General features: G+C 46.2%; 14 protein-coding genes and 1 pseudogene. 4 read left to right on the top strand and 11 right to left on the bottom strand.

Annotation, left to right across the window (positions count from 1 at the left end; genetic code table 11):
* Both MC7420_RS41535 and MC7420_RS16380 read right to left on the bottom strand, forming a co-directional pair.
* A pseudogene (locus MC7420_RS41535) lies at positions 1 to 419 on the bottom strand (hypothetical protein); the annotation flags it as partial.
* 59 nt (positions 420 to 478) lie between these two features.
* Positions 479 to 4,420 carry a DUF4011 domain-containing protein gene (locus tag MC7420_RS16380; RefSeq protein ID WP_006101834.1) on the bottom strand — a complete coding sequence of 1,314 codons (3,942 nt, stop codon included), beginning with the start codon at positions 4,418 to 4,420 and terminating at the stop codon, positions 479 to 481.
* Between the two features lie 280 nt (positions 4,421 to 4,700).
* Here MC7420_RS16380 and MC7420_RS16375 point away from each other — a divergent pair, with 280 nt between their 5' ends.
* Positions 4,701 to 5,159, top strand: coding sequence for a hypothetical protein (locus MC7420_RS16375; RefSeq protein WP_006101628.1), 459 nt, complete (start codon positions 4,701 to 4,703; stop codon positions 5,157 to 5,159).
* Between the two features lie 10 nt (positions 5,160 to 5,169).
* Positions 5,170 to 5,397 carry a hypothetical protein gene (locus tag MC7420_RS16370; RefSeq protein WP_006101785.1) on the top strand — a complete coding sequence of 76 codons (228 nt, stop codon included), beginning with the start codon at positions 5,170 to 5,172 and terminating at the stop codon, positions 5,395 to 5,397.
* 198 nt (positions 5,398 to 5,595) lie between these two features.
* Here the strand turns inward: MC7420_RS16370 and MC7420_RS16365 are convergent, their stop codons facing one another.
* From MC7420_RS16365 to adhE, 6 genes are all read right to left on the bottom strand, one after another.
* Complete coding sequence (locus MC7420_RS16365; protein WP_006101686.1) at positions 5,596 to 7,020, bottom strand: Ni/Fe hydrogenase subunit alpha; 1,425 nt, start codon at positions 7,018 to 7,020, stop codon at positions 5,596 to 5,598.
* A gap of 131 nt (positions 7,021 to 7,151) precedes the next feature.
* Positions 7,152 to 7,700, bottom strand: coding sequence for an NADH-quinone oxidoreductase subunit B family protein (locus tag MC7420_RS16360; protein ID WP_006101699.1), 549 nt, complete (start codon positions 7,698 to 7,700; stop codon positions 7,152 to 7,154).
* 183 nt (positions 7,701 to 7,883) lie between these two features.
* Entirely contained in the window at positions 7,884 to 8,600 is a 717-nt protein-coding gene (gene hoxU, locus MC7420_RS16355; RefSeq protein ID WP_006101685.1) for a bidirectional hydrogenase complex protein HoxU, read from the bottom strand.
* A 181-nt stretch (positions 8,601 to 8,781) separates the two neighbouring features.
* Positions 8,782 to 10,398 (bottom strand): NADH-quinone oxidoreductase subunit NuoF, encoded by a 1,617-nt coding sequence (gene nuoF, locus MC7420_RS16350; RefSeq protein WP_006101690.1) that lies wholly within the window; start codon positions 10,396 to 10,398, stop codon positions 8,782 to 8,784.
* 154 nt (positions 10,399 to 10,552) lie between these two features.
* A complete protein-coding gene (gene hoxE / locus MC7420_RS16345; RefSeq protein ID WP_044207783.1) occupies positions 10,553 to 11,092 on the bottom strand; it encodes a bidirectional hydrogenase complex protein HoxE in 540 nt (179 codons plus the stop codon).
* 61 nt (positions 11,093 to 11,153) lie between these two features.
* A complete protein-coding gene (gene adhE, locus MC7420_RS16340) occupies positions 11,154 to 13,838 on the bottom strand; it encodes a bifunctional acetaldehyde-CoA/alcohol dehydrogenase (RefSeq protein WP_006101799.1) in 2,685 nt (894 codons plus the stop codon).
* 825 nt (positions 13,839 to 14,663) lie between these two features.
* Here adhE and MC7420_RS16335 point away from each other — a divergent pair.
* Both MC7420_RS16335 and MC7420_RS16330 read left to right on the top strand, forming a co-directional pair.
* On the top strand, positions 14,664 to 16,004 hold the full coding sequence (locus MC7420_RS16335; protein WP_006101800.1) for a cytochrome P450: 1,341 nt from the start codon (positions 14,664 to 14,666) through the stop codon (positions 16,002 to 16,004).
* Between the two features lie 446 nt (positions 16,005 to 16,450).
* On the top strand, positions 16,451 to 18,790 hold the full coding sequence (locus tag MC7420_RS16330; protein ID WP_006101629.1) for an NACHT domain-containing protein: 2,340 nt from the start codon (positions 16,451 to 16,453) through the stop codon (positions 18,788 to 18,790).
* A gap of 367 nt (positions 18,791 to 19,157) precedes the next feature.
* On the opposite strand, the gene MC7420_RS16325 is transcribed toward MC7420_RS16330, so the two are convergent.
* From MC7420_RS16325 to MC7420_RS16315, 3 genes are all read right to left on the bottom strand, one after another.
* Positions 19,158 to 19,670, bottom strand: a complete 513-nt coding sequence (locus MC7420_RS16325) for a L,D-transpeptidase (RefSeq protein WP_006101720.1) — start codon at positions 19,668 to 19,670, stop codon at positions 19,158 to 19,160.
* Positions 19,671 to 19,711: 41 nt separating this feature from the next.
* Positions 19,712 to 20,353, bottom strand: coding sequence for a bifunctional 4-hydroxy-2-oxoglutarate aldolase/2-dehydro-3-deoxy-phosphogluconate aldolase (locus MC7420_RS16320; RefSeq protein ID WP_044207780.1), 642 nt, complete (start codon positions 20,351 to 20,353; stop codon positions 19,712 to 19,714).
* A gap of 819 nt (positions 20,354 to 21,172) precedes the next feature.
* The gene (locus tag MC7420_RS16315) at positions 21,173 to 21,775 is read right to left on the bottom strand and encodes a hypothetical protein (protein ID WP_006101707.1); all 603 of its coding nucleotides are present in this window, start codon (positions 21,773 to 21,775) and stop codon (positions 21,173 to 21,175) included.
* Positions 21,776 to 21,813 lie beyond the last annotated feature (38 nt).

Below are 21,813 nucleotides of genomic sequence, written 5' to 3'. Positions count from 1 at the left end.
TGTATCGAAATAGAAGCAGGTGTCTGAGCCGAGGCTTGCGGGTTGAGACGACGCTTCAAATCCTGAATAAACTCTTCCGAGGAAGTTGCTTGAACCTTCTGTTTGTATAGAGATTTCTTAATGGGTTCGGCAACGCTTACATAGAGGTCAAGGATGTATTGCCGCCGTACAGAATATTTATTGTCTAATTGTGATGACCAGTAATCATGCCAGTCCCAGAGAGACCTGAATGGGTTTGGATTTGATATAGATAGTCCCGCTTCCTGTAGCAGTTCAAATCTTAGTGCGACTTCTTGGTAAAGTTCGGTGTACTCATCCTCCTCATACTCAATTTCAGACTTATAAGTAGCAACGTCGGTCATGATTGATTGCAGCTTTTTAAGCTTTTCTAGAAACTCTTCAAGTTGTGCAGGTTCCATAAACTACATCTCAATTATTCTGTAGACTCCTCTTTGTTCCTTTATCCCGAAACATCTACTTATTTCTGAAGGCGGATTTCCTCCAGTCGTTCAACAAGTTTATCTATCTGACTGTTCCTGTCGCGAAACCACTCTCTCGACCAAATTCTGTGAATACGCCAGCCAAGTTTCTCCAAAACCAATTGCCGAAGGCGATCGCGATCGCGGACAGTTGGGTATCTGTTATAAGTTACCCCATCGCACTCGATGCCCAAGAGAAACTCATCCTGCTGCTCGTCTTTTACAGCTAGGTCAATTTGGTAATCTGAAAAACCTACCCGCCTCTCCACTCGGTAATTCCGCTCAATCAAAGCTTGGTAGATGTCGTCTTCTAATGGAGAATTTAATCGAGTTAAATCATCAGATTGATTCCCCTCCAGTTTTTGACCACCACTTGCCGCATAAGCCATGTAGTCTTTTAGCAAAGCCACTCCTGTACTGTTAGTCCGACTGAGGTCTAAATTCTCTGCTTGAATTGAGGCAACCAACAGAAGCTTGTACTTAGCACGGGTTATTGCTACGTTTAGCCGCCGCTCTCCTACTAGCAGTGGGTTAAGAGGACCGAAATTATGGATGAACTTACCCTGACTATCAAACCCATATCCGAAGCTGAGAATAATCACATCTCGCTCATCACCCTGAACCCGTTCCAGAGATTTAAGAAAGAATTTAGATGAATCGTCTTGACAAAATTCTTCCAAGCCGGGACAAGTCGCACTCAGTTGATCGAGCTTCTCTTCAATGGCGTTAGCTTGGGCTTGACTGAAGGCAATAATACCTAGAGATTGGTCAGGATTTTGCTGAATATGCTCTAGCGTTAGTTGCGCCACTTCCTCTGCTTCACGGATATTGTCTCGCCGCCCTCCGCGATCATAGATTCCCTCCTCAACGTACCGAAAATGGACGCCTCGATTAGCGTCTTGCACAGGGTTGGGGAAAGAGATAAGCTGTGAATCATAGATTTTCTGGTTTGAAAAGGCAATCAAACTCTCGTCTTGACTTCGGTAGTGCCACACTAGGGTATGGTTTTCCATGAAAGTCAAGCACTCGTCAAGCACACTCTCGTAGATATCCTCATCCTCATCTTCTTCCTCATCGGCGGTAGTGCCTACGAAAAAAGAAGTCGGCGGAAGTTGCTTGTTGTCCCCAACAATAATTACCTGCTTCGCTCGCATAATCGAAGGGATTGCCTCTTCGGTACGGATTTGGGATGCTTCATCAAAGATAACGACATCGAAATTAACCACTTGTGGATCAACGTACTGGCTTACTGCAAGTGGACTCATTAACCAGCAGGGCTTGAGAGTAGTAACAAGTTCAGGGACATTTGTAATAAACTCTCGGATTTCCTTATGCCTCTTTTGCTTTCCACTCTGTTTCTGAAGCACCTGCATTTGTTGCTTCGCCGTTGACTGTCTAGACCACTCTCGCCAACATTCAGCATGGCTCTGCCGAAGGCGCTCTCTTGCTACTTCATACTGCTTTTTATCAAGTTCAGAAAATTCCCGTACTACCTGCTCATGGAGATGTGAGCGGAAGTTCCGTAGCTCAGGATTATTAGTGTGGATTAATGTGAGCCAGTTTTCGTAAACACCTTTCTCTAGAACGGAATACCAAGATTCTGGTGCAATCTCAGATTCTCGCAGCTTGTCTAAAAATGCTCCAGCTCCTAAAGCGTCTATTTGTTCGAGCAACTTTTGATAGGTTAGCCAATCCTCGAACAAGTCAAGTTCATTTTCGGCAGTGTTAAGAAATTCTTCCACCGCTTCTAAAGATTGAGTTATAAAAATAGCAATAAAATCCTGTGGAAAGTAATTCAACAATAAGTCAAAACCTTCTTTAATCTGTTGCTGGCTAGTCTTCAGATTATCCCGATTTTTTTTCAGTTCACGACGACAATCTAGTGAGGAAATAGCTGTTGCTACTTTCTCGGCATCAAGATCATATTTTTGCAGTTCTATCAACCAATTAAGCGCTCGCCGGATGCCATGTAAGTCCGGTTTCTCTGTGCGGAAAAATCGTCTAAAAACAGGGCGAGCTGGATGTTGAGGAGTTCTGAGTCTGTCACGCAGGACTTGAAGTCGCACTGCTGTCTCAAGATTCGACATCAATTCTTTATCGGAAACTTGACCTTTTACTATCCGACATTTAAGTAGACTTATTCGATCCTGCCAATAAGACAACCAGAAGAAGCGAGAAATTCCTTTATACTGTTGATATCGTTCTAGGATTGCTGATAAATTTAAGTCGAGTATTTCACCCCTGTACTTAGCTTTTAGAGAGTTACTTTCAATGGTCTTAACTTCCCATTCGAGATCGGAGAACAACTGCTTCAGGTTTTTTACATCTGTTCCTCGTGGCCATCCTTCTGGAACTTCGGGAGCAGCAATAATATGGGTTACGGCTAAATACAAATTTTCAAGTTCTGTAGATGTTTCTCCTCCCAATAGCTCACCCAACCGAACTCTAGTCCTTTTAACTAATTCAATGGATTTACGCAGGCTTTCAATTCCTCCTAAAAATTCTGAACGACGTTCAAAAGAAAAGTATCTTAGCTGGCTTCTTGTCCATACAGTTGTTTGTTCTCCCCGAAAAAATGGCAAAAATCCGCTGAGCTGACGCAGTAATTCCTTGGCATCCAATAATCGTGACTCAGACCACTCATTAACATTAGAAAGTGTAAATTTCAGTACAGGAATATTAGCTCGTTCAAGTCTGAGAAGTTCGCCATAGAGTTCAAAAGCCGACTTATTCAGGGGGTGTTGCTTCTGATGTAAACGGACGGGGTGATCCTTTAAAATTTTACGATAGCGATGAAGCTCATTGAATAAAACACTTTGCTCTGGTGACTCATGTCGTTGTAAGAGCTGACTGACAGTTTTATTCAGATGTTGGTAAAAGTATTTTTTATTAGTTGTTCCTCTATGGTGAAGATTTAAGCAGGTATCCTCAAGACCACATTCTTTCAGCTTGTTAAAGACAACTTCTAAGGCAGTTTCTTTTTCTGAAACCAGCAGCACGCGCTTGTTTGCGCCTATCAGCTCAGCGATTATATTAACGATGGTTTGACTCTTTCCCGTGCCAGGTGGTCCCTGGACTACAAAGCTAAGTCCTGCCTTGGCTGCCTCAATGACGACTTGCTGGCTAGAGTCAGCTTCGAGTATCTGGAAAACTGATTCAGGGTCAACTCGCTCATCTAATTCTCTGGCATTAATTGTCTGAGGAATCGTTGACTCGTATGCTGTCGAGTTACCCGCCAACCCTAACAGAATAGGATGGTTGGCGACTATTTCCTCATTTTGTTCCAGCCGCTCGATGTCCTGAATCATTGCTGCCTTTGTCCTCTGGAATAAGCTAATATAGGCAGTGTTCTCCACTTTCCAGCCAGGATACTCAGCAACAGCTTGACGAATCCCTTTCAAAAGTTCGTTATAGCCCAAATCATATTCTATCTGGTTCTCTGGTAAGGTGATTCCAAAGTCAGTGCTTAACTTTTGCACCAACACCGGGTTCAGGGCAACCTCTTCTTCAGTTGAATAGAGTGTGTAGTCTTCTTTTCGTGGAGTTTTCCCTAATTCGACTGGTATGAGCAGGATAGGAGACGTGATAAGTTCCTTGGGCTTTTCTGGAACATTCCACGTCAAAGTACCAATAGCGACGAAAAGGCTGTTGACACCCTTCTCCTTCACAAGGGCATTTGCCTCTTTGCGAAGCTTTTTGAGAAACTTAGTGCGTTCAGCGCCCACCTGTGTGGTTTCCAACTCATCAACCGGAAGTGGACGAGGTTCGCCTCCGATGAGGGCGTCAAACAAAATTGATATTGATTCTGGCTTAGAAATCTCAACAGTAGGAGGCTTGTCCTTTTTGAAGTAGAGCAGACGGTTACGTTTGCTTAAATCAGCTAGTCTGTCTTTCCATGCTTTGATTCTCTGCTGAATTGCTGGAGTTACTGCGTTGTTCATCAACACCCTATTTCACGATAACTCATGAGGATAGCCCTCTGTTCAAAGATGCATTTCAAATTTGCCTACGTGAGTGATGGGGATCACAGTAATACTATACCTTAATAGTTAAGGCGAAGCGCTAATAGTGTCTGGAAGCTCTACAACCCAGATTCCGCATATCAGTCTGTAGTATGTTAATTCTGGTGTAGCTTGCCACAACCTAAAAATAGGGTGTTTGCTTGGATATAGTACATTTTTACTGGAGGAACTTCTGTTTAACTGGGAGGACAAGGTTAATATGAGTGAAAGTTACAGAATTTATCTAGATGCTTGCTGCCTCAATCGCCCATTTGACGACCAAACCCAGCCCAGAATCGCCTTAGAAACTCAAGCCATCCTCTCTATCTTGAGCCAATGCCAATCAGGACAATGGAAACTCATCACCAGCGCCGCCTTAGATACAGAACTCGCTCAAACTCCCGATTTTGAAAAACTCAAGAACGTCAAGGCAATCCTGAGCATTGCTAAAATTAAGGTAATCAGTAGCCAATTGATAGAAAACCGTTCTAGAGAACTTGTCCAATTAGGATTCTCTGGATACGATGCCACCCACATCGCCAGTGCTGAACAAAGCCGTGCCGATATATTTTTATCCACAGATGACCGTCTAATTAAGAGAGCAATGCGATATATTCAGCTTATTAATGTCCCCGTTAATAATCCCGTTCAATGGCTAATGAGCGTTACTCACAAATAGGAGCAACCCCATGACTAATACTCAGCAGGAAGTTATTAAAAAAGGATATAAAGCCTTAATCGATTCCTTGGGAGTCGTTGATACTATCCGATTTATTCAATACTTTAGCCCAGGTCAAAGCGACTATACCCAAGAACGCCATCAGTGGCAAGACAACACGCCATTAGACGAGATTCTGCTCTCCATGAAACAGCATCAAGACAGCGGTATCAATCAATACGATGAAATTATTGAGTAGTGTCCTCATCCAGTTATAAAATATTCCCAGGTTCTGCCTGGAAACGAGGGAGGCAAAGCCTGGGAACTAGGGAGGGAAGAATATCTCTAACAACTACAGGACTTACGCAGGTACATCATATATGGTGGCAATGGTGCGTTACGCTACGCTAACGCACCCTACAGATAGAGGCGTTGCGTAAGTCCTAAACTAGCGAGATTAATGACGCCAGACTTCATCGACAACATCCCCGGATGAACCGACTAATTGGATATGCAAGGGCATTTGACCAAACGCATGAGTGGAACAGCTTAAGCAGGGGTCAAAGGCGCGAATTCCAGCTTCAACTCGGTTTAATAACCCTTCAGGAATTTCATTCCCGTGGATATAATGTTTGGCAATTTGTGCCACAGTTTTGTTCATCGCCAAGTTATTTTGACCCGTGGCAATAATCATGTTGACTTTCTTGATAATGCCATTTTCATCCACATTATAATGATGGAACAATGTGCCTCGGGGCGCTTCACTGACACCAATGCCTTCTAAACTGTTAATTCCGGCTTCAGCCCGAGTGCGTTTGGAGACAATATCTGGATCTTCAACTAATTGTTCAATCCGTTCTAAAGCTGCCAGAATTTCCACTAAGCGGGCATAGTGATAGAAGAAGGATGAGGTGGCTACACCGCCTGCGCGATCGCGAAATTCTTGTAACTCCCGATCAGCGGCTTCCGTACCCATGCGATCGCAGATATTCAGTCGGGCTAATGGACCCACTCGATAAATCCCATCCGGGTATCCTAAGGGTTTATAGTAGGGGAATTTCAAATAAGACCAAGGTTCAACCGCTTCACCCATAAAGTCTTGATAATCATCCTCACTGAGTCCATCAGCTACCATATTCCCTTCACTATCTTTGAAGCGAAGATGACCATCATAATGTTCCCAGACTCCATCTTTACCCACTAACCCCATAAACAGGGAGGGGAACAAACCAAAGGTTTCTACCTCGGTAGAAAACTTATCCAATAACTGCTTAAACAAGCCCAGGGCGGTATCGAGAGTCGCGCGGGATTCCGGTAAGCGATCGCGTATCCAAGCCCGCCCCTCTTCCGATAAAGGCGATCGCACGCCGCCAGGAACCGCCCAGGCTGGGTGTATTTTCTTCGCCCCCAACAGTTCGATCACCGTTTGACCAAACTGGCGCAAGCGAATCCCACTGCGGGCTAAATCCGGATCAGCCGCAATTAAGCCAAACACATTCCGAGTCGCCGGATCACTATCCCAACCCAACAAAAAGTCAGGACTACTCAGATGGAAAAACGACAGCGCGTGAGACTGGGTAATTTGTCCCAAGTTCATCATCCGCCGCAATTTCTCACCCGCAGGCGGTACCTTCACCGCTTGAATTTTATCCCCCGTTTTCGCCGACGCCAGTAAATGACTTACTGGACAAATCCCACAAATTCGAGCCGTAATCCCTGCCATTTCCCACATCGGGCGTCCTTCACAGAACTTTTCAAAGCCCCGGAATTCCACCACATGAAATCGGGCGTCTTCCACTTCCCCTGCATCATCAAGAAAAATAGAAATTTTCGCGTGTCCTTCAATACGAGTAACCGGATCAATAAGAACTGTTTTAGCCATAACCTTCCTGTCTCTAGTTGTTTCTTGCTTTTGTATCCTTTGCCCTTTGTTGAGTTGATCAGGTAATTATTATTTGTTACCCACCCTCAACGTTAACCAATGACAAAGGACATAAGACGAATGACCAATGACTATCCAAACTTAATCATTTCCCGTCCTTCCATAACGGGTTTTTCACCGCGCAGTAACGGTTCAATTGTGGCTTGAATTCGGTCGGCTGGTGGTGGACATCCCGGCATAAATAAATCAACGTGAACCAACTCATGCACAGGGCGCACGCGGTCTAGTAATTCTGGCACAATTCCAGGGAAATTAGGCAATTGGGGATTCGCATCTCCCAACTCCAGATAACAGCGCTTCAGCACCGGTTCTGCCCCTCCTAACATATTCCGTAAGGCTGGTACGTTGGCAGTTACAGCACAATCGCCAAAGGAAATCAGGAATTTGGTGCGTTCTCTGGCGATGCGAATTAACTCCAAGTTTTCTTCATTCGCCACACCCCCTTCTACTAAACAAACATCCACATCTTCGGGGTACTCTTTAACATCAGAAGCCACTGGACTGTAAACCACATCCACTTTCTCAGCCAGTTCCAGTAGCCATTCGTCTAAATCCAGAAAGGACATGTGACAGCCAGAACAGCCACACAACCAAATCGTCGCTAATTTTATCTTTGCCATGCTTTATATCTCCCAACAATTGGTGATTGGTGATTGAGGATTTGTTAAAGAAAAGGGAAAAGGGAACAGGGAACAGTTAACAGTTAACAGGTAACAGGTAAGGTAGAGTTTTGAGTTAACTTACTCAGCTTCCCCAGCTCCCCCAGCTCCCCCCGCTCCCCCAGCTCCCCCCGCTTTCCTACGTCAGCGAGTCCACTTATGCTCTTCCCGTGCGGTGACTAAAAATTCCACTTTCCCTCTGTCTTTTTCCATTTCCGCGACTGTGGAACCCTTGCGGAAAAGAGAACCTGTGGGACAAGCATCCACACACTTACCACAAGAAGTACAGGCTTCCACCTCTCCCCAAGGTTGAGCCAACCCGCTAATGATACGGGACGCCGGACCCCGCCCTGCTACATCCCAAACGTGAGCGCCTTCGATTTCGTCACAGACTCGCACACAACGAGTACAGAGAATACAACGATTGTGATCAAGACCGAAGCGATCGTGAGATACATCCACGTCTCGTTGTGGGAAACGGTAGGGGAAACGGGTGTGATCCATTCCCACCTCAATCGCCGCATCTTGCAATTGGCAATTGCCATTCACCACACAGACGGCGCAGATGTGATTCCCTTCGGAAAACAGCATCTCGACAACCATGCGGCGGTATTCTTGGAGCGTTTCGGTATTGGTATGAACTTTCATTCCCTCCGACACCTCAGTAACGCAGGCAGGTAGGAGTTTGTTAATCCCTTCAATTTCTACCAAACATAACCGACAAGCGCCCACATCAGTGACCCCTTCCAGATGACACAACGTAGGAATATGAACACCTGCTTCTTTGGCTGCGGTTAGGAGGGTTGCACCTTCTTCAATGGCGACATCAACGCCATCAATGGTCAATGTTTTTACTGACATATCTTTTGTCCTTTGTCATTTGTCCTTGGTCATTCGTCCTTTGTCATTTGTCATTTGTCCTTGGTCATTCGTCAAAAACCCGATAACGTATGACTTATGAATAAGGGCGGGTTTTGTTGAAACGTTATCGGTCTTTCATTAGCGTTAGTCCCTAAACCCGCCCCTACAATTGACTGATGACTTATGACTTCACTGCCACTTTTCCATTCGGGCTATCTTGAAGTAACACCAGATACTCATCCCGGAAATAGCGCAGCGTACTCATGACGGGATTCGGTGCAGTCTGACCCAAACCGCACAAGCTGGTGTCTTTCACCATGCCACAGAGCTGTTCGAGTTGTTCGATATCTCTCATTGTGGCTTCTCCCTTGAGGATTTTGGTCAGCGCTTGGTACATTTGCACTGTTCCCACGCGACAAGGGATGCATTTGCCGCAGGTTTCTCCCCGACAGAATTCCATGTAGAACTGGGCAACTTCAATCATGCTGGTGGTTTCATCCATCACCACCATGCCGCCGGAACCCATCATCGAGCCGATTGTGACCAGTGAGTCGTAGTCTACTGGGGTATCCAGTAGGGATGCGGGGATACAACCGCCAGACGGTCCCCCCGTTTGCACTGCCTTCACTTCACCATCTGGTACACCGCCGCCCATTTCTTCGACAATTTCGCGTAGGGTAATGCCCATTGGCACTTCAATTAAACCATTGTTGCGGATTTTACCCGTTAGAGCGAACACTTTTGTGCCTTTGCTCTTTTCGGTGCCGATATTGGCGTACCATTCGGCTCCTTCCCGAATAATGACGGCAATATTGGCGAAGGTTTCCACATTATTAATTAAAGTCGGACATCCCCACAATCCTGATTGTGCCGGATAAGGGGGGCGGGGGCGGGGTAAACCTCGTCCACCTTCTACGGAGGCAATTAAGGCGGTTTCTTCACCGCAGACAAAAGCACCTGCACCGATGCGGATATCAACTTTGAAGTCAAAGGGAGAGCCGAAGATTTGACTACCTAGAAGGCTGAGCCTTTTGGCTTGCTTGATTGCCTTTTGCAGGCGATCGATCGCGAGGGGATATTCCGCCCGAACATAGATGAACGCTTGGGTAGCACCAACCGCATAACCCGCGATCGCCATTCCTTCTAAAACCCGATGGGGGTCACTCTCTAACACCGAGCGATCCATGAACGCACCCGGATCACCCTCATCCGCATTACAAATTACATATTTTTGCTCCCCAGGCATCTTCGCCATGGTTGCCCATTTCAATCCTGTGGGATAACCGCCGCCACCGCGTCCGCGCAACCCACTCTTGCTGATTTGATCGACAACCTCCGCCGGGGTCATATCATGAATAACTTTATAAAGGGACTGATACCCCCCAGCCGCAATATATTCTTCAATCCGTTCCGGGTCAATTTTGCCACTGGTTTCCCGGACGATTCGCATTTGGCGAGCAAAAAAGGGGTGATTCAGATCGCCCTCATTCGCCGTGGCTGTCCCGCCATTGAGTGATTCAATAATACTGGCAGCATCATCGGGAGTCACTTCCTCGTATAGTTTGTCCTGGGGATCGATTTCCACCAAAGGACCTCGCCCACAGAACCCCATACACCCCACACCGACGACTTGCACGCGATCGCCTAAATCTGCTGCTTTAACCGCTCCTTCTAAATTTTTCTTTACACCCAAGGAATTCGCCGCTTGGCAACCTGTTGACGTACAACAATGTACGCGGATGCTTTTTTGCGCCTGACGTTCTGCTTCAGCAATTTCTTGCAGTTCCGTTAAATCCATAATTTTCTCTCCTCATCAGTGGTGGAATAAACCCATCCGCACAAACGTGACTCTACCTCGTTGCATTCAAACCGATAACGTTTTCTCCCCAGACGCGCCATGGCGCGTCTCTACATGCTTCCTATCTACTACGTTTGACCGCAACTCGGTATTATTACTCCATCCATCCCTTCACCTTCTCCAGTGCCAATTCTGCGGTTTGTTTCGGCGCAACTGTGCCATCAAACACTACGGCTGGGGCGATACCGCAGGCACCGAGACAACGGGCGCTGAGCAAGGACATTTCGCCATCAGGGGTGGTGTCACCTACTTGGATGCCAAAATGCTCCTCTAGTGCCGATAGCACTTGTCCACCACCTTTGACGTAACAAGCCGTACCCGTACAAACCACACAAGTATGAGTGCCACCGGGCTTCAGGGAGAATAGGTGATAAAATGTCGCCACCCCATACACCCGACTCAGGGGCAGTTTTAGCCCTCGTGCTACATACAGCAACACGTCCTCCTCCAGATAGCCAAAGGCTTCCTGTGCCTTGTGGAGAACTTCAATCAAAACATCAGGACGATACTGAGCCCGCTTCATTGTGATATCCAGAACTTTGAAGCGCTTATCACCACTGGGATGTCCTTTCTTGGCTTCCTTCGGCTTTTTCGCCGCCGTGGTGTCTGCACGAGACGTGGGCACAGTTGCCATAGTTAACTCTCCTTTATTTTGAGTATCTGTAGGGTGGGCATTTGCCCACCCCACAAAAGGTTTACATCGTCGGTACGGCAGGTTGGGTATCGGCTTTGATATTGGTATCACCGATCGCACCATTGCCGTTGACGGTTTCGACATCAGGAACCTCGCCCAAGTCGCCGTGATAGGCTTTGGTGAGGATTTCCTTAAGATCTTCAATCAAGGGGTAGCGGGGATTCGCGCCAGTACACTGATCATCAAATGCCTGATCTGCAACTTCATCCAGCTTGGCGAAGAATTCCGCTTCACTTTCCTTGATCACATCCTTCAGCGCCGCCGGAATCCCCACCTGACGCTTGAGTTCCTCAATCGCCCCAATCAGGTGATTGATTTTCTCGTCTTCGGTATCGCCGCCCAAGTGCAGGTAATCGGCAATCCGAGAATAGCGCCATTTGGCATTAGGATACTTGTATTGGGAGAACGTCGCCTGCTTAAAGGGCGCATCCGTGGCGTTATAGCGAATAACATGAGAAATTAACATGGCATTCGCTAACCCGTGGGGGACATGGAAAATAGCCCCTAATTGGTGTGCCATAGAATGACAGATGCCCAGGAAACTATTGGCAAACGCCATCCCTGCCATCGTGGCGGCATAGTGCATTTTCTCCCGCGCCTTGGGATCATTTGCCCCATTTTTGTATGCCGAAGGCAGGTATTTAAAGATCAGCCGGGTAGCTTCGAGTGCCAACCCATTGGTATATTCACTAGCTAACACCGAGACATAGGCTTCTAAAGCGTGAGTCAAGGCATCGACGCCCCCGAATGCGGTGAGACTCTTGGGCATATTCAGGACTAATTCGGGGTCTACGATCGCCATATTTGGCGTCAAGGCATAGTCCGCCAAGGGATACTTGATATCATTACGGCGATCCGTTACTACCGCAAACGGTGTAACTTCTGAACCCGTTCCCGATGTCGTGGGAATGGCTACCATCATCGCTTTCTCACCCAAGGGGGGCAGTTCATACACCCGTTTGCGGATATCCATGAACCGCATCGCTAACCCCTCAAATTCAATCTCTGGATGCTCATACATCAGCCACATAATTTTGGCAGCATCCATGGGCGAACCCCCACCCAAGGCGATAATCACATCGGGCTTGAAGGTGTTCATCAACGTCAATCCCCGTTGTACGGTTTCTAAGGAGGGGTCTGGCTCTACGTCATAGAAGATATCGTATTTGATACCAATTTCAGCCAAAACCTCTTCGACGCTAGCCGTCATCCCCAGATCGTAAATGGGTTTGTCGGTGACGATAAATGCCCGTTCTTTCCCCGCTAACTCCCGCAGGGCGATGGGCAGAGACCCATACTTAAAGTACACTTTGGGCGGTATCCGGAACCAGAGCATATTTTCCCGCCGTTCCGCGATCGTTTTTATGTTCAGCAGGTGTTCCGGTCCCACATTTTCACTGATGGAGTTCCCTCCCCAAGTACCACAACCTAACGTCAACGAGGGATCAAGGCGGAAGTTATAGATATCCCCGATCGCACCTTGGGAGGAGGGGGTATTAATTAAGACGCGAGACGCCTGAACTTGGTCTTCAAACCGTTTAATATGGTCAGCATTGGCTGGATTGGTGTACAGCACCGCCGTATGTCCACGTCCGCCAAATTCAACCAACTGTCCGGCTTTGTCTACCGCATCCTCAAAGTTTTTCGCCCGATACATTGCCAGAACGGGGGAGAGTTTCTCGAAGGAAAAGGGTTCATCAGTGCCAATCTTTTCCACTTCGCCAATAATCACCCGGGTTTGTTCCGGTAAGGTAAATCCAGCTAATTCGGCTAACTTCTCAACAGGTTGACCGACAATTTCGGCATTTAAGCGCCCATTGACAATAATTTTACTCCCCATTTTTTCCCGTTCTTCTGGCGTCAAGAAGTAAGCGCCGCGATTAATAAATTCTTGGCGAACTTCCTCGTAAACATTATCCAAGACAATCACCGACTGCTCACTGGCGCAGATCATGCCATTGTCAAAGGTTTTACTCAGAATAATCGAAGACACCGCCATTTTAATGTGAGCGCTGGAATCAATCACCGCTGGCGTGTTTCCTGCACCAACACCGAGAGAGGGATGTCCCGAAGAATAGGCGGCTTTCACCATTCCCGGACCCCCTGTCGCCAGGATCAGCTTCACATCGGGGTGCTGCATCAAAGCTTGGGAAAGAGGCACCGTTGGTTCATCAATCCAGCCGATAATATTCTCAGGTGCGCCAGCCGCTACCGCCGCGTCTAAGACGACTTTTGCCGCTTCCAGGGTGCATTGTTTGGCACGGGGATGAGGGGAGAAAATAATCCCATTTCGGGTTTTCAGAGCAATTAATGCCTTAAAAATCGCCGTTGAGGTGGGGTTGGTGGTGGGTACGATCCCCGCTAAAATACCAACGGGTTCAGCAATTTTCTGGAAACCGAACGATTTGTCCTCTTCGACAACACCACAAGTTTTATCATGTTTGTACTTGTTGTAGATCATTTCCGAGGCAAAGTGGTTTTTAATCACCTTATCCTCAACCACTCCCATTGCCGTTTCACTGACCGCTAATTTTGCCAAAGGAATCCGGGCTGCATTAGCCGCGAGTGCCGCTTTTTTGAAGATGGCATCGACCTGCTCTTGCGTGTAACCAGCGTATTGGGTTTGAGCGTTTTTAACCCGTTTAATTAATTCTTCGAGTTCCTGATGGTTCGTGACTTTGATCATGTTAGTTGCAGTAAGTCTCGTCATGCGTATTGATTACAGTCCTCACACCCACTATTGAGGTTGTTCTTGTTATTACTCGCTCGTGTATAAATCGGGCAGGTTTCCCGGCTAAAGCGACTGATTTTCTCTTTAAGTCGTCACCGAGATAAATCCTATCTCCGGTTGTTTATAATCTGTGGTCTTAAGCGAAGTCCAAGGCATATTTTCCTGTCCTTTGTCCTAACCTATCGTCTGTTCTGATTACCGTTTCATCGCTGCCAATAGTATCGACTCCCAGTATAAAGTGGGCGGGGAAAGCAAAAAATCTCCTAATGGGAATACTAACATCTGATCCTCCTAATTCCCTAGGATGATTAACCAAATGATCAACAAGCAGACCGTTCCTCCCAATGCAGTATAGATCAAGGATTCATGTCTAGGGGAGTCCTAAGAATCTAAGAAATACTTTTTCCTCCCGTCACACCTACTATACTATCTCGAATGGGAGATTTGTAAACCAATAAATCCATGATTTTTTTAAGATTGCGCTAGACTTAAGCCTCCTGATTTTTAGACTTTCTTAATAAACAACGTTCTAGTTGTTCAAACGTCAGACTAGCTTTTTTCAACCTGCCAAAACTGTTAACCATGAACCAAGTATCCGACAAGGCGGCTGCATGTCCTTAATAGCACTTGCCGTATCGGTTTGTCGATAGGGAAACAGTAGGGACACGGCAGTGCAGTGCCCCTACCGATGCGACGGGGTTCCTTTATCTCCAGACGTAAACGTTGCAAATTTAAAATAAACTTAACACAATGAAATTATTCTTTTAATATTGATAGGCGATGACGACCACTGACGAACTAAAATCCCGACCCTTACCTCCCGGTGATTTCGGTTTACCGTTGATTGGGGAAACCATCCAGTTTTTCCGTGATCCCGACTTTGCCCAGAAGCGTCATCAAAAGTACGGGTCAATATTCAAGACAAAGTTATTTGGACGTCCCACGGTGATGATTAGCGGTTCCGAGGCGAACCGCTTCGTCCTCACTCATGAGAACCAGTACTTTACCAGCACCTTCCCCCCCAGCACAAAAATACTCTTGGGACCTGCGTCTCTAGCGGTACAGGGCGGTTTGAACCATCTTCAACGACGCAAAATCCTCTCCCAAGCCTTTCAACCTAGGGCATTAGCAGGGTATTTGACCGATATGGCAGAGATTGCCCAAGGTTATCTACACAAATGGGAGCGTCTGGGTACATTTACATGGTATCCAGAACTGAGAAATCTCACCTTTGACATCGCCTGCAAATTGCTGGTTGGCGTAGATTCCGCCTCAGAAACGCTGATGGGCAAATGGTTTGAAGAGTGGTGTCAGGGATTGTTTAGTATTGCCTTACCCTTACCGTGGACGAAATTTGGTCGTGCGTTGCATTGCCGCAAGCAACTACTGAACCAGATTGAGCAGATTATACGCCAACGCCAACAATCCAGCGACCCTGGTCAAGATGCATTGGGACTGCTGTTGCAAGCACGGGATGAACAGGGTAATAGTCTGAGTTTAGAGGAACTCAAAGACCAAATCTTGTTGTTACTCTTCGCGGGTCATGAAACGTTAACATCGGCACTGGCATCTACTTGTTTGCTCTTAGCCCAGCATCCCGATATTGTAGCCGCCATCCGCGCCGAACAACAGCAACTGAATCTGCAAAGTCCATGGACGATGGAGGATTTAAAGCAGATGACGTATCTTGAACAAGTCCTCAAGGAAGTCATGCGTCTGATTCCCCCTGTTGGTGGTGGGTTTCGGGAAGTGATTCAATCGTGCGAGTTAAATGGTTATCAGTTACCAAAAGGATGGTCAGTTCAATATCAAATTAGCAGAACTCATCACGATAGTGATATTTATACGCAACCAGAACAATTTGACCCAGAACGGTTTAATCCAGAACGGGCGGAGGATAAATCCAAACCCTTTAGTTATGTTCCCTTTGGCGGTGGGGTGCGCGAATGTTTGGGACGAGAGTTTGCCAAATTGGAGATGAAGTTATTTACCGCATTGTTAGTGCGCGATTATCAGTGGGAACTGCTTCCGGAACAGAATCTGGACATGGTTGCAGTACCGACACCCCATCCCCGCGATGGTTTGCGGGTTAATTTTTGGCGGCGAGAGGCTGAAAATTAGGTCTTTGTCACATAGTCACGTCGGGTGGGTTAGGCGGGGCTTAAATTTTATAAAGGGCGCAAGTCTTTGCGCCCCTACGAACGGCATATATTATTTAAATAAATGCGACGTTTATGTCCAATTCTCAACTGATATAAACCCTACCTAGATTCAATAATACATTCTCAGCATTAATAGGGGTGGGTTACGGCGGATAACTCATTGAATAGTTATCGCTTCAGTTAAAACTCCGCCTAAACCACCCTACGTTTTTTTGATCAAAGTATTTCCCACTGGTCTCTTTTTTTGAGATAAAAGTTTTTTTATTCTGTGTATTGATGTTGTAATATTGCTACAAAATTGGCAGAGGGGTTGGGGGTGAGGGCTGGCTGAGGCGATACACAGACAACGGGAACGGGAATACTGAGAAAAAAGCCCCCAGTTGTCAGTAGTAGGTAACAGCAGCAATGGCTAAGCGATCGCTAAAAGCATCCACTATCGGTATCACTCAGGCAAAACAAGCCTTTGAACGCAAGGGATGGACTCAAGAATACCTCGCCGCCCAGGTGGGTTTAGAAACCCGCCACTCGGTTTGGAAGTTTTTTCGCGGGAAACCGATTGATCGAGCCTATTTTATTGATATCTGTTTTCAATTAGATCTGGATTGGCAAGATATAGCCGATTTTCCGCCAACCTCTGTACTCTCAACCCCAACCCCAGAAAGCAATACACCCAGCCAAATTGACGCTTGGGTGCAACTAATGCGATCGCAACTTCAGGATCACATCCAGGTTCAAGCGGGTATCCTGCAATCCTCCTTTGATGTCACCCAGCCTCTACTCCTGGATCACCTCTATACCCACGTCAAAATCTTACCCCACCTCACCCATCAGCGATGGCTTGAGGTGTCTGACTTACAGGGTTCTCAGCCCAAAACAGGCGATCGCGTTCGCTTAACTCAACTGAATCAACCCGCCATTCCGGGAATGGAGGCGGTGATGATGCATTCTAAACTCACCCTTCTCGGTAAACCGGGTGCAGGCAAAACCACGTTCTTACAATATCTTGCCCTTCAATGCAACGCAGGTCATTTTAAACCAGACTGTATTCCCGTCTTTATCTCCCTGAGACAATTTACCAAACAAGCCCGAACTACTGGTAATTTCAGTTTCCTCAATTATCTGAGTACGAAGTGGAAAACTTTTGGCATTTCTCCAGAACAGATAGAACTCTTACTTCAACACGGAAAAGTCCTACTATTACTCGACGGTTTAGATGAAGTATCCAAAGCCGATACCCCAGAATTGCTGCAACAGATACAACTCTTTGCAGATGAGTATTACCAAAATCAGATTATTATTACCAGTCGCATCGCCGCCCAACAATACCACTTTCGCGGCTTTACTTATGTCGAGTTAGCCGATTTTGACACCCATCAAATTGAAACCTTTGCCAAAAAATGGTTTACCGCCACCAACAAAAATTATCAGCGCGTCGGATTAGCCAAAGCCACTCAATTTCTGGAACAATTACACCGTCCGGAAAACCAACCGATTCGAGAACTCGTCGTCACCCCAATTTTACTTAGTTTAGTCTGTTCCGTATTTCAGGAACGGGCAACCTTTCCCAGCAAACGCGCCAAACTCTATCAGGCGGGATTAGATATTTTGTTAGTGCGCTGGGATAAAGCCAGAGGAATTCAACGGGATCAAACCTATCGCAACTTACAGCTTCCTGATAAGATAAAACTCCTGAGTCAAATCGCAGCGACGATGTTTGCACAGGGGAACTACTTTTTTGAAAAAAGTGAAGTTCTGCCGATTATTTCTGACTATCTCCATAATTTACCCAATGGGAGTCAGGATTTAGAAACCCTGTGGTTAACCAGTGAAGGCGTTCTCAAAGCCATTGAGTTACAGCATGGATTACTCGTGGAACGGGCGCGAGATATTTATTCCTTTTCTCATCTCACGTTTCAGGAATATCTAACCGCCCGAAAAATTGTCGCAACTCAAAGCACAGAGGCACTGCAACAGTTAGCGACTCATATCACTGATTCCCAATGGAAGGAAGTCTTTTTGCTCACTGTGAGTCTGTTACCTACGGCGGATCTATTACTCCAGCTAATCAAGGAGGAAATTGATAAGTTAGTTAAGGACGATCGGCAAATGAAGGCTTTTATTGACACCATTGATCAGAAAGTCAATCAGCTAAAACTGGATTGCCACCCTGCTGCATTACGAGCCTTTTACTGGACATTATTTCAGGATCGGGATTTAAACTTAGCGGTGTCTCTTGATGCCAAGCTAGCCCAGGAATTACCCAACGATTTAGCCTTAGATTTAACCCTAGCACGGGCATTTGATTTAACTGAGATACTAATCAAGAAGCCTACTGTTAAACAGATTCTTAACCTAGAATTTGCCTTAGATTTTGAGCGAACCTTTCAGTTGGACAAAGCATTTCAGCAGTCTCTCCAGCAAATTAAAGCTCAACTTCCTGATCCCGCCCAAGGAAAAGAAGGGTTACAAGCTTGGTGGCAAGTTAACGGTGAAGCTTGGCTGCAACAGTTTCGTGCTATTATTATTGAGTATCGCGCTATTGGGCAAGATTGGCAGTTTAGTCAAGACCAATGGCAACGATTACAGCAATATTATCAGGCAAATCAGTTTCTTGTTGATTGTCTCAATAGTGAGGGTCAAGTGAGTGCTGAGGTGAGGGCGGAAATCGAAAATAACGTGTTGATTGTTGATGAGGGAAGTTGCGATTCTTCACTTCCTTCAAGAACATGGCGCGTGAATTTGTAGGGGCGGGTTTAGGAAATTACGTTTCGCTATTGATGATAATCTTTATTCAAAACCCGCCCTGATTATCTGAGGGGTTTCACTATTATTATTTCTTGCCTTCTGCCTTGTCTTCACCAATAGGATAAGTATTCAACTAGACATGAGAAGCTGTCATGCATTTAAATTGGGTGTTAGTAGCGAGCAAGATGCTTAGTAGCAAATCGCTAGGCGTGTATTTACAACTCCCGTACCTGAAACTGAGTCCAGATGAGATGTTCGTACAAACAAAGTGTAACTAGACCAGCGCGAAGCGCTATAGTAGCGAGCAAGATGCTCGCACTACATACAAGCCATTATTGACATTAAGGTTTAAATGCCGAACCGCTTATCACTGATGAATCACCACTGGCGTTCCCACAGATGCCCAATTATATAACCACTCGGCGTGATCAACTGCTACATTCACACAACCATGACTCATCCGAGTGCCAAAGTTATTGTGCCAATAAGCTCCATGAATCGCATAGCCACCTTGGTAATACATGGTATACGGCACATTAGAGATATCATAACCCGGACCCCGCATGCGATCGCGCCGCAGCTTGGTTTGAATGTTAAAGACACCTGTACGGGTAGGTGTAGCCTGTTTCCCGGTGGAGACAATCACCGCATAGACTTGTTCCCCTCCTTCCCAAGCAATTAACCGTTGATTGCTGAGATTAATTTCAATCCAGCGCTGATTCGTATTTTGCAGCGCCGCCATTTTGCTGGCAATCTGTTCAGTGTGGGGTGTGGGATTGGCGACAGGTGTCTCAAACCCAAACATAGTTGTAGCTAAGGCGACGCCGACTAGGAAAGTTGCAAAACGGCGTCCCCAAGGGGCAAATTTGATGCTTTTCATGGAAACTGGGGAGATGACACAATGATCCTCTTATTTCTATTTTATGGATCACCGCTGAATTGGGATCGAAGTTTTTTCGCCCGTTGGGTAATTCCGTGCCAATCCCCAGACGCGATGAGAGATGTGGGGAACAAGTCTCCCGCCAATCCGACCGCGATCGCACCGGCTGTGATAAAGTCTTTAGCATTGGCGAAGGTGACGCCGCCTGTAGGAATCAGGGGAATATGACCCAAAGGTCCTTGTAAGGCTTTAATATAACTGACACCGCCTACTGCCTGAATCGGAAACACCTTAACGCAACTTGCCCCCGCATCCCAAGCCGTCACAATTTCACTGGGAGAAAGTGCGCCAGGAATAATAGGAACTCCCGCATTAACAGCCGTATTAATTAGAGTGATATTGGTATGAGGGGTAAACAGAAACTCAGCCCCCGCCTCAATAGCCTGTTTTACCTGTTCCAAGTTTAGTAATGTTCCTGTACCAATCGTACAGTCTGGTAACGCTTGACGCAGATGACGAATTAAATCAGCAGCCGCGTCTGTATTCCAGGTAATCTCAATTAACTTTATTCCCCCGGCGGCTACCGCCTGCGCCATTTGACGTCCTACAGATTGGTCAGACGCCCGAATCACGGCAATAGTACGATAATCTTGCAGAAGAGTCAACCAAGATTGATTTGATATACTCACAACGTTATACTTACTGATGTCATTTAGCTTAAATCAAATGTCACGCTCCTTAAGCAGAATGTTAGCAACTTAGACGCCAGGAAATCAATTTCCGGAACCCAAGCTCAAGTAAGAATCGAGCTGACTAAGTAAGCTTTAGCTCTTAGACGTCAGGAAATCAATTTCCGGAACTCAAGCTCAAGTAAAAATCGAGCTGACTGAGTAAGTATTACAACCCGTTAAAACGGGTTTTAGCTTTTAGCCCGTAGACGCGGAGCGGCTTCTCTTCGAGTACTTTAGTTCAGGGCTTTAGCTTAGACGTCAGGAAATCAATTTCCGGAACTCAAGCTCAAGTAAGAATCGAGCTGCCTGAGTAAGTATTACAACCCGTTAAAACGGGTTTTAGCTTTTAGCCCGTAGACGCGGAGCGGCTTCTCTTCGAGTACTTTAGTTCAGGGCTTTAGCTTAGACGTCAGGAAATCAATTTCCGGAACCCAAGCTCAAGTAAGAATCGAGCTGACTGAGTAAGTATTACAACCCGTTAAAACGGGTTTTAGCTTTTAGCCCGTAGACGCGGAGCGGCTTCTCTTCGAGTACTTTAGTTCAGGGCTTTAGCTTAGACGTCAGGAAATCAATTTCCGGAACCCAAGCTCAAGTAAGAATCGAGCTGACTAAGTAAGTATTACAACCCGTTTTAACGGGTTTTAGCTTTTAGCCCGAACTTTAGTTCAGGGCTTTAGCTCATTCACCAACATTCCGGCTCAGTTGAATACGGTAAATCCTGCCCAGTTTTTCCTCAGGGCTTGTGAGCTATTTTACAGGCTAAAGCCCTTACTACAAACTTTGCAGCCATTGCTTAAACTCTTGCTTAACCTGTTGTTCCCGTTGAGCAACGGTTGCACCCGCTTCACCCATCTTATTCTCAACCTCAGCTTGCTTGTGTTCTACAACAGTAGATTCTACCGTTTGAGATTGTGCTTTTAACTGATTGTACCAAGCGGCAAAATTTTCTAGGCGCTGCTTCAACCGCTCATAACGACTGCGCTCACTTTCAGTCCCCTTACTATCCGGGTTGACCTCGTGGCTCTTCATCGTAGCATAGTGATGCCGCAAATCCGTATAAACTTGGCGCAAATAGGGAAACAGGCGACTTTTAAGCACTTTGGAGACGGCGATAACCATAGATTTAGAACGAAGCCCAGGGGTTTTTGACGTGGCTTCCCCGTTTTCGTTCTCTAGTTTATCTGCCCTTGCCAAAATCTCCGATAAATTTTCTTGAATAATCCCGCGAATTTCATCCGTTCCGTCTTTCACTTCCGCAAAACTTTTCGAGAAAGCCTCTTGAACAATTTCTTGAATTCGTTCTGCACGTTCCCTTTCTAGGGACTTAGCTTTCTGAAAATCAGTGGTGATACGTTCTTTAGTAGATTCAGACATAGTTATTCCTCATCGCTTTGATTAACTCGGTTTCGAGA

Source organism: Coleofasciculus chthonoplastes PCC 7420 (assembly GCF_000155555.1).
Lineage (GTDB): Bacteria > Cyanobacteriota > Cyanobacteriia > Cyanobacteriales > Coleofasciculaceae > Coleofasciculus > Coleofasciculus chthonoplastes_A.
This window is presented reverse-complemented; position numbering and strand designations above follow the sequence as displayed.